At 44.0% G+C, this 16,566-nt stretch carries 11 protein-coding genes, 4 tRNA genes and 2 pseudogenes; 11 read left to right on the forward strand and 6 right to left on the reverse strand.

The features are described 5' to 3' along the window. Positions 1-26: 26 nt before the first annotated feature. The 10 genes from uvrY to nspC all read left to right on the forward strand — a co-directional run bounded on the left by uvrY (position 27) and on the right by nspC (position 10,299). Positions 27-671 (forward strand): UvrY/SirA/GacA family response regulator transcription factor, encoded by a 645-nt coding sequence (gene uvrY / locus NL645_RS13640; protein ID WP_005386783.1) that lies wholly within the window; start codon positions 27-29, stop codon positions 669-671. 1 nt (position 672) lies between these two features. Next, positions 673-2,505, forward strand: a complete 1,833-nt coding sequence (gene uvrC / locus NL645_RS13645) for an excinuclease ABC subunit UvrC (RefSeq protein ID WP_085343495.1) — start codon at positions 673-675, stop codon at positions 2,503-2,505. 46 nt (positions 2,506-2,551) lie between these two features. Beyond that, positions 2,552-3,109, forward strand: coding sequence for a CDP-diacylglycerol--glycerol-3-phosphate 3-phosphatidyltransferase (pgsA, locus tag NL645_RS13650; RefSeq protein WP_005394805.1), 558 nt, complete (start codon positions 2,552-2,554; stop codon positions 3,107-3,109). 462 nt (positions 3,110-3,571) lie between these two features. Then, positions 3,572-3,645 (forward strand) — tRNA-Cys (locus tag NL645_RS13655). A gap of 37 nt (positions 3,646-3,682) precedes the next feature. Beyond that, a tRNA-Gly gene (locus NL645_RS13660) sits at positions 3,683-3,758 on the forward strand. Positions 3,759-3,835: 77 nt separating this feature from the next. After that, positions 3,836-3,922, forward strand: a tRNA-Leu gene (locus tag NL645_RS13665). A 13-nt stretch (positions 3,923-3,935) separates the two neighbouring features. After that, positions 3,936-4,011 (forward strand) — tRNA-Gly (locus NL645_RS13670). Between the two features lie 911 nt (positions 4,012-4,922). Next, the gene (locus NL645_RS13675) at positions 4,923-7,799 is read left to right on the forward strand and encodes a pyridoxal phosphate-dependent class III aminotransferase (protein ID WP_253651856.1); all 2,877 of its coding nucleotides are present in this window, start codon (positions 4,923-4,925) and stop codon (positions 7,797-7,799) included. Between the two features lie 18 nt (positions 7,800-7,817). Continuing rightward, positions 7,818-9,062 carry a carboxynorspermidine synthase gene (locus NL645_RS13680; protein ID WP_253651857.1) on the forward strand — a complete coding sequence of 415 codons (1,245 nt, stop codon included), beginning with the start codon at positions 7,818-7,820 and terminating at the stop codon, positions 9,060-9,062. A 103-nt stretch (positions 9,063-9,165) separates the two neighbouring features. Then, complete coding sequence (gene nspC, locus NL645_RS13685) at positions 9,166-10,299, forward strand: carboxynorspermidine decarboxylase (protein ID WP_253651858.1); 1,134 nt, start codon at positions 9,166-9,168, stop codon at positions 10,297-10,299. 78 nt (positions 10,300-10,377) lie between these two features. On the opposite strand, the gene NL645_RS13690 is transcribed toward nspC, so the two are convergent. Next, positions 10,378-10,890: a glycine cleavage system protein R gene (locus NL645_RS13690; protein ID WP_005394795.1), complete on the reverse strand. Its 513-nt coding sequence runs from the start codon at positions 10,888-10,890 to the stop codon at positions 10,378-10,380. A gap of 226 nt (positions 10,891-11,116) precedes the next feature. Continuing rightward, complete coding sequence (locus NL645_RS13695) at positions 11,117-12,019, reverse strand: DUF3943 domain-containing protein (RefSeq protein ID WP_253651875.1); 903 nt, start codon at positions 12,017-12,019, stop codon at positions 11,117-11,119. A 193-nt stretch (positions 12,020-12,212) separates the two neighbouring features. Between NL645_RS13695 and NL645_RS13700 the strand changes: the two genes are divergently transcribed. Further along, positions 12,213-13,445 carry a CinA family nicotinamide mononucleotide deamidase-related protein gene (locus NL645_RS13700; RefSeq protein ID WP_170902993.1) on the forward strand — a complete coding sequence of 411 codons (1,233 nt, stop codon included), beginning with the start codon at positions 12,213-12,215 and terminating at the stop codon, positions 13,443-13,445. 95 nt (positions 13,446-13,540) lie between these two features. Here the strand turns inward: NL645_RS13700 and yfaE are convergent, their stop codons facing one another. From yfaE to NL645_RS13720, 4 genes and pseudogenes are all read right to left on the reverse strand, one after another. Then, the gene (yfaE, locus tag NL645_RS13705) at positions 13,541-13,822 is read right to left on the reverse strand and encodes a class I ribonucleotide reductase maintenance protein YfaE (protein ID WP_005376817.1); all 282 of its coding nucleotides are present in this window, start codon (positions 13,820-13,822) and stop codon (positions 13,541-13,543) included. Then, positions 13,822-14,955, reverse strand: coding sequence for a class Ia ribonucleoside-diphosphate reductase subunit beta (nrdB, locus tag NL645_RS13710; RefSeq protein ID WP_005376818.1), 1,134 nt, complete (start codon positions 14,953-14,955; stop codon positions 13,822-13,824). The genes yfaE and nrdB overlap by 1 nt, the downstream gene beginning before the upstream one ends. 553 nt (positions 14,956-15,508) lie before the next feature. After that, positions 15,509-15,877 (reverse strand): annotated as a pseudogene (locus tag NL645_RS13715) (transposase); the annotation flags it as partial. Further along, positions 15,844-16,538: pseudogene (locus NL645_RS13720) on the reverse strand (transposase); the annotation flags it as partial. The pseudogenes NL645_RS13715 and NL645_RS13720, both read right to left, overlap by 34 nt. Positions 16,539-16,566 lie beyond the last annotated feature (28 nt).

A 16,566-nucleotide genomic window follows, 5' to 3' on the forward strand; every position in this document is an offset into this window, starting at 1 on the left:
CCAATACAAAGTGTGGAGATACAAGTTTGATAAATGTTTTCCTTGTAGATGATCACGAGCTGGTTCGCACAGGGATACGACGTATTATTGAAGACGTCCGTGGAATGAACGTAGCAGGAGAAGCTGACAGCGGTGAAGATGCAGTAAAATGGTGTCGCAGTAATCATGCTGACGTCGTTTTAATGGACATGAACATGCCAGGAATTGGTGGCTTGGAAGCCACTAAAAAAATTCTTCGCGTGAATCCTGATGTGAAAATCATCGTACTTACCGTTCATACAGAAAACCCGTTTCCAACCAAGGTGATGCAGGCAGGTGCGTCTGGTTATTTAACCAAAGGTGCTGGCCCTGATGAAATGGTGAATGCGATTCGTGTAGTTAATAGTGGGCAGCGTTACATCTCACCAGAGATTGCGCAGCAGATGGCATTGAGTCAATTTTCTCCAGCCTCTGAGAACCCTTTTAAAGACTTATCCGAACGTGAATTGCAGATCATGCTTATGATCACCAAAGGCCAAAAGGTAACGGATATTTCTGAGCAACTTAATTTAAGTCCAAAGACAGTCAACAGCTATCGCTACCGACTCTTTAGTAAATTGGACATTAATGGTGACGTTGAGTTAACTCACTTAGCGATTCGCCACGGAATGCTGGACACCGAGACCCTTTAGTGTGAATCCTCCCTTCGATTCGGCTTCCTTTCTCAAGACAGTAACTCATCAGCCCGGCGTTTACAGAATGTACAACGCCGAAGCTGTTGTAATCTACGTAGGTAAAGCCAAAGACCTAAAAAAGCGCCTTTCAAGCTACTTTCGAAAAAAAGTAGACAGTGAGAAAACTCGCGCGCTTGTCAGTAATATCGCCAAAATAGACGTCACAGTGACTCACACTGAGACAGAAGCGCTCATCTTAGAGCATAACTACATCAAGCAGTATTTACCGAAATACAATGTTTTGCTGCGAGATGATAAGTCTTACCCTTATATCTTTATTAGCGGTCATAAGCACCCACGGCTTTCTATCCACCGTGGCGCCAAGAAGCGCAAAGGTGAATATTTTGGCCCCTACCCAGATTCTGGTGCAGTAAGAGAAACATTGCATTTGCTGCAAAAGATATTTCCTGTGCGCCAGTGTGAAGACACTGTCTATTCCAACCGAACGCGCCCATGTTTGATGTACCAAATTGGCCGTTGTGCAGGGCCATGCGTTGATACCATCATTTCTGATGAAGAATACGCAGAGTTGGTTGGCTTTGTGCGCATGTTTTTGCAAGGCAAAGACCAGCAAGTACTCAAACAACTGATCGAGAAAATGGAAGTTGCCAGTCAGCAATTGCGCTTTGAAGATGCCGCTAAATTTCGCGATCAAATCCAAGCGATTAGACGTGTTCAAGAGCAGCAGTACGTCTCAGAAGACAGCATGGATGATATGGATGTACTAGGGTTTGCTCAGGAGAATGGTATTGCGTGTATTCATATCCTGATGATACGCCAAGGTAAAGTGCTTGGTAGCCGTAGCCATTTTCCGAAAATCCCACAAAATACAAGCCAGCAGGAAGTGTTCGATAGTTTTCTGACTCAATACTATTTGAGCCATAACGAAGCGCGCACGATTCCTTCTCGTATTATTTTGAATCAAGAGTTGGCAGAAGATATTGCGCCAATACAGAAAGCGTTAAGTGAAGTGGCAGGTCGTAAGGTTCATTTCCATACCTCGCCAACTGGCTCTCGAGCAAGGTATCTCAAGCTTTCGAACACGAATGCACTAACGGCGATTACCACCAAAATCAATCACAAGATGACGATTAATCAGCGTTTTCATGCGCTTCGCGAAACATTGAAGTTGGAGTCTATTGCTCGGATGGAGTGTTTTGATATCTCCCATACCATGGGGGAAAGTACGATTGCATCGTGTGTGGTGTTCAACAATGAAGGCCCCGTTAAGCAGGAGTATCGTCGCTATAACATCACTGGGATTACTGGTGGTGACGATTACGCTGCAATGGGACAAGCGTTGGAGCGCCGTTATTCGAAGCAATTGGACGTAGAGAAAATTCCCGACATCATCTTTATCGATGGTGGTAAAGGCCAGTTAAATCGTGCGCATGACATCATTTCGCAATATTGGGGAGATTGGCCAAAGCGTCCCATCATGATTGGTATTGCAAAAGGCGTTACTCGCAAACCAGGTTTAGAAACGCTGATTACAGTCGATGGGGACGAGTTTCATTTACCAAGCGATGATCCAGCGCTGCACCTTATTCAACATATTCGTGATGAAAGCCATAACCATGCTATAGCGGGGCATCGTGCTAAGCGAGGTAAAACCAGACGTACTAGTGCACTTGAAGGGATTGAGGGAATTGGCCCTAAACGACGTCAGGCGTTACTCAAGTACATGGGTGGGTTACAAGAACTTAAACGTGCAAGTGTCGAAGAAATCGCCAAAGTACCGGGAATAAGTCACTCTTTAGCAGAAATTATTTTCCAAGCATTGAAACAATAAGGAAAATCGCGCAACATTAAGCCGCAATGTGTAAGAGAATAATAAAATGCGTTTGAATATCCCGAACATTCTGTCTCTTCTTAGACTGTTCCTAATCCCTGTTTTTGTGGTTGTCTTTTATCTACCTTATTCATGGGCACCGTTTGCAGCTGCAATGGTGTTTTGGGTAGCGGGTTTTACTGACTGGCTTGACGGTATGTTGGCCCGTAAACTTGGCCAAACTTCTCGTTTTGGTGCGTTTATTGATCCTGTTGCTGATAAAGTGCTAGTGGCAACGGCATTGATTTTAATCACGGAACATTACCATTCAATTTGGGTGACCATTCCTGCGGTAACGATGATTGCGCGAGAAATCATTATCTCAGCATTGCGAGAATGGATGGCTGAAATCGGTAAGCGAGCGAGTGTTGCGGTATCTTGGGTTGGCAAAGTAAAAACTGTTTCGCAAATGTTCGCCTTATGGGTGTTGATATGGCGTTACGATGAATGGATGGTTTGGCTAGGCTTTGCGGCCTTGTATGTGGCAACTTTCTTGACATATTGGTCAATGATTCAATATTTAGCTGCTGCGAAAGATGATCTGTTGAATGAAGAGCATCATTAAATTCTGATATTAGAAAGCAGGCTTAATAGCCTGCTTTTTTGTATCTAAGATAATCTACAGCATTTCTTTGCTTCTCACGTTTTTTAATGCTTGCTAACGGTCATGCTTGAAATTTCTATCTGAGTTCCTGTTTCGATAGAATTCCATATGTGATCTAAGTCTTGTTTTTGCCCTTGGAGAGTCTCAGAGAAGCGAGTCTCCTGATTGTTAACGCTTCAATACACGTAACGCACGGCCAGCAGTGTAAGGCGTAGCCAAAGTTTTATGATAAACAAGTGTATTTAAGCGATTTTTAGTATTAAAACTAAGCAATCTACCGTCTTTCGCACAAATTCTAGTCAAACGATTTAAAAAAATAAAAATAGTGTTGACTCGATCGCTCGAATCCGTAGAATGCATCCCGTACCCAAGAGAGCGCAGCTCAAAAGGGTGGTGAAAAAGCTTAGCTTTATTCACAAATGAGGCGCCTTGGCAGAGTGGCTATGCAGCGGATTGCAAATCCGTGGACCTCGGTTCGACTCCGGGAGGCGCCTCCATTATTCTTTTGAGAGTGAATGGCTTTCGAGAATAAATGCGACACTAGCTCAGTTGGTAGAGCGCAACCTTGCCAAGGTTGAGGTCACGAGTTCGAACCTCGTGTGTCGCTCCAAATTTTATTGATATGGCGTTAGCGGTATCAGATGGTGTTTTACTTTTCTGTAAAGGCATCACAAAGAATATTTGTGTGCCCTGGTGGTGGAATTGGTAGACACAAGGGATTTAAAATCCCTCGACGTTCGCGTTGTGCCGGTTCAAGTCCGGCCCGGGGCACCATCTCATATTAAATGCGACACTAGCTCAGTTGGTAGAGCGCAACCTTGCCAAGGTTGAGGTCACGAGTTCGAACCTCGTGTGTCGCTCCAGATTTAAGGCCCAGCATGAAAATGTTGGGCCTTTTTTGTATTTCTTAAAATCTTAAATTTCTTCTCTGTGATGGATTTCGTTAAGCACTGAGCTCCTTCAGCGTACTAACTTAACTTCTTGTTAATTTTAGCCATAGCAACGTCACTTCATGGCCATACCCATCCAGCTAGTTTAAGTTTAGTCAATCAAAGTTCTGTGAATAAAGACTCATCGCTTTAGGCTGAGCAGTAACGTAAATACTAGCTCTGTTAAATACCTTGGATACTGAAAATAATGTTCTACGATTAAAGAGTGGTATGTTCATAAACCGTTTTGGTTCATGGTGCTGATATTGTAAGGATATTTGTTTAAATAACAGGTATTTGAGAAAAGAAGAAAAGCGTTGTAGATGAGTATGAATGTACAAATATCACTAGGGGGAACTTTGTTGTGATTTGCGTCACTGTTACTAATATGAAAAATCGTTGCCAGAAGATTTTATTTTGTGATAAATTCGCGCGCAATCTCGGAGCGTAATTAACAACGTTTGATCTCTGGGGGATACGCGTAGTGACCATTCAAGCTGATTGTGACACTGCGTAGGGTAGGTATCGGCAAAGCCTTTTGTCGATAGACGGGATACTAATGCTGTAAAAGCGGCATATTAATGGGAAACCCAACATTGAAACCTTTGAATAAACACACACTAATCAGCTTCATACTGCCGAAATGTCCTGTTTTACAAAACGGGTGCATTACGGAACCTTGATTAATCCCTTTTACATATAAAGTCACGAATATCGTGGCAGATGATCTGTATTTGTCATTTTGCACTGACAAATGCGGAGGGGTATACACACCTCCTGTAACTTCATTCCAATGATTATTAATACAGGATATAGAATTATTATAATTCAAGGGATTATGTAGTATGAGCACTGCCTTTGAAGTCGATAGCAATATCGCAAACATTTTTTCGTCTCAGGTTCCTATCGTTGAGGGAACGTATGACTTAACGCCAGAGCAAGTATTGATTGATCAGGCTGAGCATGAATCTGAAGTGCGTTCTTATCCACGTCGCTTGCCAATCGCAATCAAACAAGCTTTTGGTTGCTTGGTTGAAGATACACGTGGACAGATCTTTTTAGACTGCCTTGCGGGGGCGGGCACTCTAGCTTTGGGGTATAACCATCCTGAAATAAACCAAGCTCTGAAAGAGCAATTAGATTCGGGTCTGCCATATCAGACGCTAGATATTGCAACATCAGCAAAAACGACGTTTATTCAATCTGTTAAATCTTTTCTTCCTCAAGAGTTAAGTGAGAACAGCGTTATCCAATTTTGTGGTCCGTCTGGAGCCGATGCAGTTGAAGCCGCGATCAAGCTCGCGAAGCAGACTACTGGTCGCAACACCATGTTTGCTTTTCGTGGCGCATATCATGGTATGACTAACGGCACAATGGGAATGATGGGCAACCTAGGTACGAAAGCGCGTCGAACTGGTTTAATGTCAGACGTGCACTTTATGCCTTTCCCATACAATCTGCGTTGTCCATTTGGGCTTGGCGGTGATGAAGGTGCGAAAGCAAGTATTCGCTATATCGATCGTCTTTTAAACGATGATGAATCGGGCATTATGAAGCCTGCTGCGATCATCGTTGAGCCAGTGCAAGGTGAGGGTGGTGTTGTTCCTGCGCCAGCATTCTGGCTGCGAGAGTTACGTCGTATTTGTGATGAACACGGTATCTTACTGATCTTCGATGAGATCCAGTGTGGTGTTGGTAAAACTGGCTACAATTTCGCATTTGAAGAGTCGGGCATTGTTCCAGATATCCTGTGTTTATCAAAAGCTATTGGCGGTGGCTTACCAATGTCGCTATTGGTTATCAACAAGCAGCATGATACTTGGAAGCCGGGCGAACACACAGGTACGTTTCGTGGCAATCAGTTAGCCATGGTCTCTGGTGCGAAAGCATTAGAAATCATCCAGCGTGACAATCTGGTTGAGCATGCCAATATTGCGGGCCAGTATTTGCGCTATGGTCTTGAAAGCATTCAAAAGCGCGTGAACTGTATCGCAGAAGTACGTGGCAAAGGTTTGATGCTTGGTGTGGAGATTAAAAATCCAAACGGTGAGCTCAATAAATTTGGCGAACCTCAAGCGGATAGTGAACTCACTCTTTCCATTCAACGCGCAGCACTTGAGCGTGGCTTGATCGTTGAGAAAGGCGGACGTGAAGGTGCAGTAATTCGCTTCCTTCCTCCTCTTATCATCTCGTTTGAGCAAATCGACTTTGCTTTACGTGTATTTGAAGACGCGATTTTAGCAGCCGGCGGTAGTCACATCGAAACTCAGCCACAAGATGAATGGAAGAAGCATTTCATCCACACTGGAGAGTTGGGCAGCAATGAGTTTGCTTCGGTGATGAATCACACTACGACAGCAATGAAATCAGTGTTTGAACAGGTTGCTGCACCATACTCAGGTATGGATCCAAAAGCATTGGAAGCAGCGATTCACGACGTTGATCTTGATAATGGAAATGCGCCTCTTAAATCCGTTATCGACGATGCTGCTGAGCTGGTCGCGAAAAACGCAATTTTTACTCAACATCCAGATTGTATTGCTCACCTACATACTCCACCGTTGATGCCTGCTATTGCCGCAGAGGCAATGATTGCGGCTTTGAACCAATCAATGGACTCATGGGATCAAGCTTCATCAGCGACTTATGTTGAACAGAAAGTTGTGAACTGGCTATGCGATAAATACGAGTTAGGTGAAAAAGCGGACGGTATCTTCACGAGCGGCGGCACGCAAAGTAATCAAATGGGTTTGATGCTTGCGCGTGATTGGATTGCTGACAAACTCAGTGCGCACTCAATTCAAAAGCTTGGGCTTCCTGAATACGCAGACAAGCTGCGTATTGTATGTTCGAAAAAATCCCACTTCACGGTTCAAAAATCAGCGTCTTGGATGGGATTGGGTGAAAAAGCGGTTATGACCGTCGATGCTAATGCCGATGGAACGATGGATGTCACTAAGTTAGACGAAGTTCTAAATCAGGCAAAAGCAGAAGGTTTGATCCCATTTGCAATTGTCGGCACAGCGGGCACAACGGATCACGGTGCTATTGATGACCTAGACTTTATCGCCGATATGGCAGCGAAACATGACATGTGGATGCACGTCGACGGTGCATACGGTGGAGCTCTGATTTTAAGTAGCCAAAAAGCCCGTCTGAAAGGTTGTGAGCGTGCACACTCCATCAGCGTAGACTTCCACAAGTTATTTTACCAAACCATCAGTTGTGGTGCGCTGTTGGTGAATGACAAGTCTAACTTTAAATTCCTGCTTCATCATGCAGATTACTTGAACCGCGAACACGACGAACTACCGAACTTGGTGGATAAGTCTATTGCTACAACTAAGCGTTTTGATGCGCTAAAAGTGTTTATGACGATGCAAAGCGTGGGGCCAAAAGCCCTAGGCGATATGTACGATCATTTACTTGATCAGACGCTTGAAGTTGCGGACATGATTCGAGATAACAAACACTTTGAGTTGTTGGCTGAACCATCACTATCTACGGTTCTGTTCCGCGCGACACATGAATCAGCGGATCTTGATGAACTGAATAAAACGTTGCGCTTAGAAGCGTTAACACGCGGTATCGCGGTATTGGGTGAAACCATTGTCGACGATAAAACCGCATTGAAATTTACGATTTTGAACCCGTGTCTGACGACGGCGGACTTTGAATCTTTGCTCTCAAAAATCAATAAGCTAGCGGCAGAGCTAGTTTAACAAAGGTAACGGAAAACTATGGCAATTCTACAGATTGGTGCAGGCGGCGTTGGCTGGGTAGTTGCACATAAAGCAGCACAAAACAACGACGTTCTGGGTGATATCACAATCGCATCACGTACCGTAGGTAAGTGTGAGAAAATCATCGAATCGATTCAGAAGAAAAACAATCTGAAAGATTCAACTAAGAAACTAGAAGCTCGTGCGGTAAATGCGGACGACGTAGATTCTTTAGTTGCTTTAATTAAAGAAGTGCAGCCTGACTTAGTGATCAACGCGGGTCCTCCTTGGGTGAACATGTCTATTATGGAAGCATGTTACCAAGCTAAAGTGTCATACCTTGATACATCTGTTGCGGTTGATTTGTGTTCTGAAGGCCAACAAGTACCTCAAGCTTACGATTGGCAGTGGGGCTACCGTGAGAAGTTTGAAGAGGCGGGTATCACAGGTATTCTTGGTGCCGGTTTCGATCCGGGCGTAGTATCGGTGTTTGCTGCATACGCGGTGAAACATCTGTTCGATGAAATCGATACTATCGACGTAATGGATGTAAACGCAGGTGACCACGGTAAGAAGTTCGCAACTAACTTTGACCCAGAAACGAACATGCTTGAGATTCAAGGTGATTCCTTCTACTGGGAAAAAGGCGAGTGGAAACAAGTACCTTGTCACTCACGTATGCTTGAGTTTGAATTCCCGAACTGTGGTTCACATAAAGTGTACTCAATGGCGCACGACGAAGTTCGATCTATGCAAGAGTTCATCCCGGCGAAACGCATTGAGTTCTGGATGGGGTTCGGTGACCGTTACCTGAACTATTTCAACGTAATGCGCGATATTGGTCTACTCAGCCCAGACCCACTGACGCTGCACGACGGCACGGTAGTCCAACCTCTACACGTATTGAAAGCGCTACTGCCGGACCCAACATCTCTCGCACCAGGTTACACAGGCTTAACGTGTATCGGTACTTGGGTACAAGGTAAGAAAGACGGTAAAGATCGCAGCGTATTTATCTACAACAACGCAGATCACGAAGTTGCATACGAAGACGTTGAGCACCAAGCGATCTCTTATACTACTGGTGTCCCAGCAATCACAGCAGCTCTGCAATTCTTCCGTGGTAAGTGGGCAGACAAAGGCGTGTTCAACATGGAGCAGCTAGATCCAGACCCGTTCCTAGAAACCATGCCATCGATTGGTCTAGATTGGCATGTTCAAGAACTGGAGCCAGGACAACCTGTTATCCATAAATTGAAGTAAGAATTTAGCGACTCTTATTCGTACGTTTAAGCCGATGCACTTGCGTCGGCTTTGTTCGATTTTATAGTGCCTTTGCTAAGGCGAAGGGACGTAAGGTATCAAAATGCAACAAAACGAACTAAAAACGCCATACTTCATGATTAATGAAGACAAGCTGATTGAGAACCTAGAGAAAGCAAAACAGCTAAAAGACATCTCTGGTGTGAAGCTTGTATTAGCACTGAAGTGCTTCTCAACATGGGGTGTATTCGACATCATCAAGCCTTACCTAGACGGAACAACCAGCTCTGGCCCGTTTGAAGTGAAGCTTGGCTACGAAACGTTCGGTGGTGAGACACACGCATACAGTGTGGGTTACAGCGAAGATGACGTTCGCGATGTGGCGAACATCTGTGACAAGATGATCTTTAACTCTCAGTCACAGTTAGCGGCTTATCGTCATATTGTCGAAGGTAAAGCATCGATTGGCTTGCGCCTAAACCCTGGTGTGAGCTACGCAGGGCAAGACTTAGCAAACCCAGCTCGTCAATTCTCTCGTCTTGGTGTTCAGGCTGATCACATCAAACCGGAAATTTTTGATGGTATTGATGGCGTAATGTTCCACATGAACTGTGAGAACAAAGACGTGGATGCGTTTATCGGCTTACTCGATGCTATTTCAGAGCAGTTTGGCGAGTACCTAGATAAGCTGGACTGGGTAAGCATGGGTGGCGGCGTGTTCTTCACATGGCCGGGATACGACATCGAGAAGTTGGGTTTAGCGCTTAAAGCATTCTCAGAGAAACACGGCGTACAAATGTATCTAGAGCCGGGTGAAGCGATCATCACTAAGACAACCGATCTTGTTGTAACAGTGGTTGATATCGTGGAGAACGTGAAGAAGACGGCGATTGTCGATTCAGCAACAGAAGCCCACCGTTTGGATACACTTATCTACAACGAGCCAGCGTCCATTCTTGAAGCATCTGAAAACGGTGAACATGAATACGTGATTGGGTCGTGCTCTTGTTTAGCTGGTGACCAGTTTTGCGTGGCGAACTTCGAACAGCCTCTCGAGATCGGACAGCGTCTGCATATTCTAGATAGTGCAGGTTACACCATGGTGAAACTGAACTGGTTTAACGGTCTACGTATGCCTTCGGTTTACTGTGAACGCTCGAATGGTGACATTCAAAAACTGAATGAATTTGACTACTCTGATTTCAAACGTTCACTGTCTCAGTGGTCAGTGGAATAAAACGTATTGAGTATTAGAACGACAAAGAGCAGCTGAATTGCTGCTCTTTTTCATTGGAGAAGCGTTAAAGGTATGCAGTTAGCTTTCTACAATTACACGAGTGTCTTCACTCAGAGATTCTAACTCATTAGCCACGTCCTCTATCTCTAGCTCGCTAGGCAATTTAATCGCCATTTTTGCGCTGAATAAGCTGGAGCTTACCCCACCGCCGCCTGCAATGAATACGCGTTGGCAATCCATATCTAGAATTGAAATGCCTTGATTATCGAGAACGTGAGTAATTTCATTCACAATACCTGCTCTATCGTTGGCATCTAAGCGAAGCTGAAAGATGGTGTCTTCACGATGCGAGTGAGGATCCGAGTCAACGAACCTAACCACAAGAGTTTGACATGAAGAGAACGCCTCTTTAACGATGTCGGCATTTTCTCTTGGAAGCTCTACTTTGATGACACCTGCAACTTGATCTTCGATAAAGTTTACTTTGCTTATCAGCCATTTACCGCCATTTTCATGAGTAATTGCTGCGAGTTCTTTGATAGTTGCGGGTGACGCTTGTCCGACAAAATTAACAATAAATACGGTGTTCATAATGTCCCCTCCTGGAATAAGGTTTGGACGCAGTACGAATAAACGTGCTACTTAAGTTATTGGAATAAATCCTTTTATTTAGTGTAGGTGCTAGGAGAGGGTTATGTTTGATGAAAGTCAATTTTTGACACTAATTCGTGAAGCAAATAATTAAAACGATGTTTAGGGCACAAAAAAGCAGCCATCATAAGGCTGCTTTTCTACTGAGTATCAACTCAAGTCAAGGCTAAAATGTTACTTTTAGTTCGACACCGTAAAATTGGCTATCGTAGTTGGCGCCTGCGTCCATTGCGAATTTTGCGACGTCTTGATTACCAAACCAAGGTGATGAATTAAATTGTAGTTCTGCACTACCGCCCCATGCACCGGTTACCCAATAATGGATATGCCCAACAGGGTTTAGGAAGAAGAGTGATACATCACCGACGGTTTCAGAGCCCATGACTTCGCCGCCGTTTGCTACAATATCTTGCTCAGCAGTGAGCATCATTTCGCCAACCACAGCACCAAAGAATGGTGTGATAAAAATATCCTGCCAAGATGGCACTTCTGCAAATGCCTCTACTCCGTACTCCCAAAAGAACGTTGACATGGTTGCGGAGTACAAGAATGACTGAAACTCGTTATAGCCAGCGTGGCGTGCGGCTGTGTAGTAAACGCCGCCAAAATAAGGATGCATGATGTAGTTGAGGACATGTTCATCACGATCCCAAACAGGCCCGTCAGAGACATTATCTTTCCATTTTTGACCCAGCTTACTCATGTCTCGGTCTTCTTCGTCCCATTTAGTGATACTTTCTGGAAGGAAAGTCATCATACCAACGGTTGCGATACTCAGGCCAAGAATGGTGTAGGTTTGACCCATGAGGTAATCCCAGTCTTTACCTTGAGGGATAATGAGATGTTTAGGCTGAAGCCCTGCATCAAGATTTAATGAATCATCATTATTCTGTTCAAACATAAGACCGCGATTTTGAGACTCGAAGGTGTACAGAGTCGTCGTTTCGCAGTAACCTGACAAGCAATCAGGTGTGTAAGAAAACTCCGTATGACTGGTCATATCATACTGATTTGCGTGCGCAAGCGCTGACGAAGTCAAGCAAAGGCCAGTTAGAGTTTTCTTGAACATCGATGATTTTGACACAAAGGTCTCCGAGTTGATGGTGTGATGATCGGGCTCGCAATTATCCCTCAAAACATCAACCATTTAAATACTTGATCCTTATTTAGTCCCAATATATCTCGTCGAGATTCGTCCAAATAAAAAGAAAAATAAGCACTATAACGAATAATAGGATTGTGCTTATGTTCAGGAGGCAGTTGTGAAAATAGCAATGCTTAGTACCGGTGAGGAAGTGCTCCACGGTGATATTGTTGATACTAATGCGGCATGGTTATCTAGCCTGTTTTATCAACATGGATTTGGCTTAACAAAGCGCTCAACGGTTGGTGATAGCCTGTCGAGCTTGGTTGAAGAGTTTTTAATGTTGAGCTTCAACAATGACGTGGTGATCGTGAATGGTGGTTTAGGGCCAACGACCGATGATATGAGTGCGGCCGCCGCAGCGAGAGCTGCTGAGTGTAAACTCGTGCTTTTCAAAGAGTGGTTGCAGCATCTAGAAAGTTTGTATGCTCGACGTGGCATCCCAATGCCAGACAGTAACTTAAAACAAGCCATGCTACCAGAAACGGCTGAGATTCTGGATAACCCGATAGGCACGGCCTGTGGTTTCAAGATGCTGATTAATGATGCCATTTTTTATTTTACGCCGGGTGTGCCAAGTGAATTTAAGCTTATGGCAGAGACGCAAATTTTGCCTGATCTGAGAAGAGCTTTTCCAGAGGTGCAAGGTTCATGTTGTAGTCGAATCTATACGTTCGGCCTTTCCGAATCCGGCATCTCGGACAAGCTTGATCAGCTAAAACTTCCTCAAGGGTATGAGCTTGGTTATCGCTCTTACTTACCTTTTATTGAAGTGAAACTCTTTGGCCCTTCTGACCAGCTTGAACAGCGTTTGAAGTTGGTACAGATGATCAATAAGCATCTTGAAAGCAATACCGTTAGTATTGATTTACCTATGGTTGAAAATGTCGGCCAGCTGTTGGTGGATAAAGAGTTAACCGTGTCGGTTTCCGAAAAAAGCAGTGGTGGATACTTAACTTATTGGTTAAATAGTGATGAAAAAGCTGAAAGGCAACTTGGACATGGTTGGGTACTACCAAGCCAGACTCAAGCGATGAGCAACAGCGGAGACCCATTAGCAGAAACGTTTGCTCTGGCAGGAGCGACGCGAGAGAAGTGTGGGACGGATTTATCACTCGTCACTGGCGATATTGAAGAGGGTGTTTTTTCCGTCGCTTTATCGACACCGTCAGGCGAGTGGGGAGCGTTATATAAACTCTCGAAAAAGTATCAGCGCAATGATCAAGTTAAAGTGATCAGCACGGCAGCACTAGACTTGTTGCGTCGTTACCTAGAACGTAAACCGATGTTTGCACATTATGCATTTTTAGAGAAAGTTAAAGAGATGCATCTCCCAGGTAGTGCTTTATAACCAGAGACCTATAACAGCCTGAGAGATAAAACACGTAGATACAAAAAAGCCAAGGTAATCACCTTGGCTTTTGCGTTTTATACCGTCGAGTCACGTTATGCGCGCTGCTTTTCTTTCATCGCGTAGTTAACGCCACTGAGTGACAAATCCGATTTTGCTTTACAGATACAAGGTAATATCTCATCACTTTGCGTGTAAGCCATGGCAAAACCAACATACTCCACTTCACCAGATTCCAACTTGCAGCGACAAGCGCCACAGTGCCCATCACGACAGTTGTATTCTGGTAATAAGCCAGCTTGCTCCATTGTTTCCAAAATTGTATTGGAAGGGTTGGATTCAATACTGATGAGTTTGTTGATTTTGAGTGTTGCCATTACAGCTCGAATCCTTCGAAGTCGTCTGCGCGAACTTCATTGTCAATTTGCCCCACAAGGTAAGAAGAAATTTCCGCTTCTTGAGGTGCAACTTGAACGTTATCTGAAGACAACCAAGCGTTAATCCATGGGATTGGGTTGGTTGTTGCTTCTGGATAAGCTGCAGGTAGACCTACTGCTTGCATACGGATGTTGGTGATGTATTCAACATATTGGCTTAGGATGTCTTTGTTTAGACCGATCATCGAGCCATCTTTGAATAGATACTCTGCCCACTCTTTTTCTTGCTCAGCCGCTTCTTTGAATAGGTCAAAACAGTCTTGTTTTGCTTCTTCTGCGATTTGCATGAAAGTGAAATCATCCTGACCGTTACGTAGCAGGTTGATCATGTGTTGCGTACCGTTCAGGTGAAGCGCCTCATCACGTGCAATCAGTTTGATGATTTTCGCGTTACCTTCCATTAGTTCGCGTTCTGCGAAAGCGAAAGAACATGCGAAACTTACGTAAAAACGAATCGCTTCTAGAGCGTTCACAGACATCAGACAGATGTACAGTTTCTTCTTCAGATCGTACAGACTAACCTTAACCGTTTCACCGTTAAGGACATGCTCACCTTCACCGTAGCGATGGTAATCATTCGTCGCTTGAATCAAATCGTCGTAGTAGTGCGCGATGTCTTTTGCACGCTTCAGGATGTGCTCGTTCTCAACGATATCATCAAATACCACCGCAGGGTCATTCACGATGTTACGAATAATGTGCGTGTAAGAACGAGAGTGAATCGTTTCAGAGAAAGACCAAGTCTCAATCCAAGTCTCTAGTTCCGGCAGAGACACAAGCGGCAGCAGTGCCACGTTAGGGCTACGACCTTGGATAGAGTCTAGAAGCGTTTGGTACTTCAAGTTAGAGATGAAGATGTGCTTCTCGTGATCTGGCAGTTTGTTGTAATCGATACGGTCGCTAGATACGTCTACTTCTTCTGGACGCCAGAAGAAAGAAAGTTGTTTCTCGATAAGCTTTTCGAAAATCTCAAACTTTTGTTGGTCGTAGCGTGCAACGTTTACTGATTGACCTAGGAACATTGGTTCCTTCAATTGGTCATTCTTTTTTTGGTTAAAAGTACTGTAAGCCATAATGCCTCAATTCCTTTTAAACCTCCCCATAAGGGGAGGTTATCGATAGTCTGTCTTTACGGAGTGTTAGGTGCGGGTAGATTAAATCTTGTTATGCCGCGAGTTTTGAATGTAACATCGAGTGGGTGGGTCGGTATCATATCATTCAGCCCATGTGCGGTACATAATTAAACCTATCTAGCCCACCTCTTACAACCCTATAGCAGCAAGGTAATGTATAATGTTGTTATTGTAACATGAACCTTACCCATAATATAAACATAAATTGACTAAAATCAGATGTTATCTCTCCCAAGTATGTTACTCGAATGTCGGTAAGAACAAACTTGCATATTTGCCAGTTCTCAGGAAAAAATGTTACATATTTGAAGATAAAAAGTGTTGTGCGTAAAAGGAGTGTATCTCCTCGTAACATGGAGCTATCCCGTTAAAAGTGTTGGAGTGACTCAATGTTTGAAACATTTGTGCTATTCGATGCTTTATTTACTAATTCGAGTTCAGTTAAAAACGAGCCTAATATGACGAATTCTTAGGCAATAACTATCGCTTCAGGAATACCTAGCGTCGTAGCATCAATGACTAGATGCAGGACTGTTCCTTTAGTCTTTGTTTTGAATGCGACGTTAACTGTTTTGGCTCGCTTACTAATACATGAGTAATGAGGGCATGACAACGGCAGTTGTGCGAGCTTGAAAATAGACTTTATGAACCCTTGCAGACCTCTCGACTGCATTGAAAATACTCATTTAATCATAAGAGCAGTCGTAATCACTAAACAAACGAGGCCTCCCACGCTACCTTGTCTGATTTGCTTCCATAACTGGATAGCTTCTTCATCAATCTAAAATGTCAGTGAACTGCAATTGATTAAAGCCTGGTGATAGTGTTTCCAATTGGTTGTTTTGTAGTGAGGCTTGGCCATTGGTCTAAGTATTTGAATGAACTTAGCTGATCAGATCGTAGGTTGATGATATAGGTGATGTCTCCAGCCCATTTTTCATTCGGAGCCGATGCGCTAAAGTTCTGAGCCAACAAGTTTGGAGCAACAGGCATTTGATGCTTGCTGTCCGTAGTGCACTTAAACTTGCGTGTAGCTTTCGGCGTTAAATCTTGACGTTTCATACTGGCAGCAATGGTTTTAACATTGTAGTTATCACCGCTCTCAGACAGTTCTTATTGGATGGCCTTATGGCGATGCTTAACCCAGTAATAAAACCCACTTCGGGATACCCCGAACACCTTAGCCATACGCACAATACTGAAGCTCAGCAGGTGTTCGAGCATAAATTCATAGCAATTTACTTTAGATTTTTCGCGAAGTAGGTGGCGGCCTTTTTTACAATTTCTAGCTCTTCTGCTTGCTCAGCCAATTGCCTTTTTAGCTTGGCAACCTCTGCGGCTAGCTCTTGCTCTCGCTGACTAGTATTGGTGTCTTTCTTCGAGTTCTTCCGCCACCCGTAGATTTGAGATTCATGTAAAGAAAGCTGTTTTGCTGTCGCAGCTACTCCCACTTTCTCTGCTAGCTTCAGGGCTTCTGCCTTAAATTCAGGGGAATGTTTAATTCTAGTTTTCTTAGTTGTCATTGTTCACCTCGTTAGTGATTGTACTCAC

Origin of the sequence: Vibrio sp. Y51_MX_L26, assembly GCF_024181935.1 — a bacterium.
Lineage (GTDB): Bacteria > Pseudomonadota > Gammaproteobacteria > Enterobacterales > Vibrionaceae > Vibrio > Vibrio diabolicus.

Excerpts from the sequence above, each read along its gene's own strand:
- NL645_RS13695 (WP_253651875.1), bottom strand. The coding sequence starts at position 12,019 with ATGTTCAAGAAAACTCTAACTGGCCTTTGCTTGACTTCGTCAGCGCTT.
- NL645_RS13690 (WP_005394795.1), bottom strand. The coding sequence starts at position 10,890 with ATGAACACCGTATTTATTGTTAATTTTGTCGGACAAGCGTCACCCGCA.
- nrdB (WP_005376818.1), bottom strand. The coding sequence starts at position 14,955 with ATGGCTTACAGTACTTTTAACCAAAAAAAGAATGACCAATTGAAGGAA.
- nspC (WP_253651858.1), top strand. The coding sequence starts at position 9,166 with ATGCAACAAAACGAACTAAAAACGCCATACTTCATGATTAATGAAGAC.
- pgsA (WP_005394805.1), top strand. The coding sequence starts at position 2,552 with ATGCGTTTGAATATCCCGAACATTCTGTCTCTTCTTAGACTGTTCCTA.
- NL645_RS13675 (WP_253651856.1), top strand. The coding sequence starts at position 4,923 with ATGAGCACTGCCTTTGAAGTCGATAGCAATATCGCAAACATTTTTTCG.
- NL645_RS13680 (WP_253651857.1), top strand. The coding sequence starts at position 7,818 with ATGGCAATTCTACAGATTGGTGCAGGCGGCGTTGGCTGGGTAGTTGCA.
- yfaE (WP_005376817.1), bottom strand. The coding sequence starts at position 13,822 with ATGGCAACACTCAAAATCAACAAACTCATCAGTATTGAATCCAACCCT.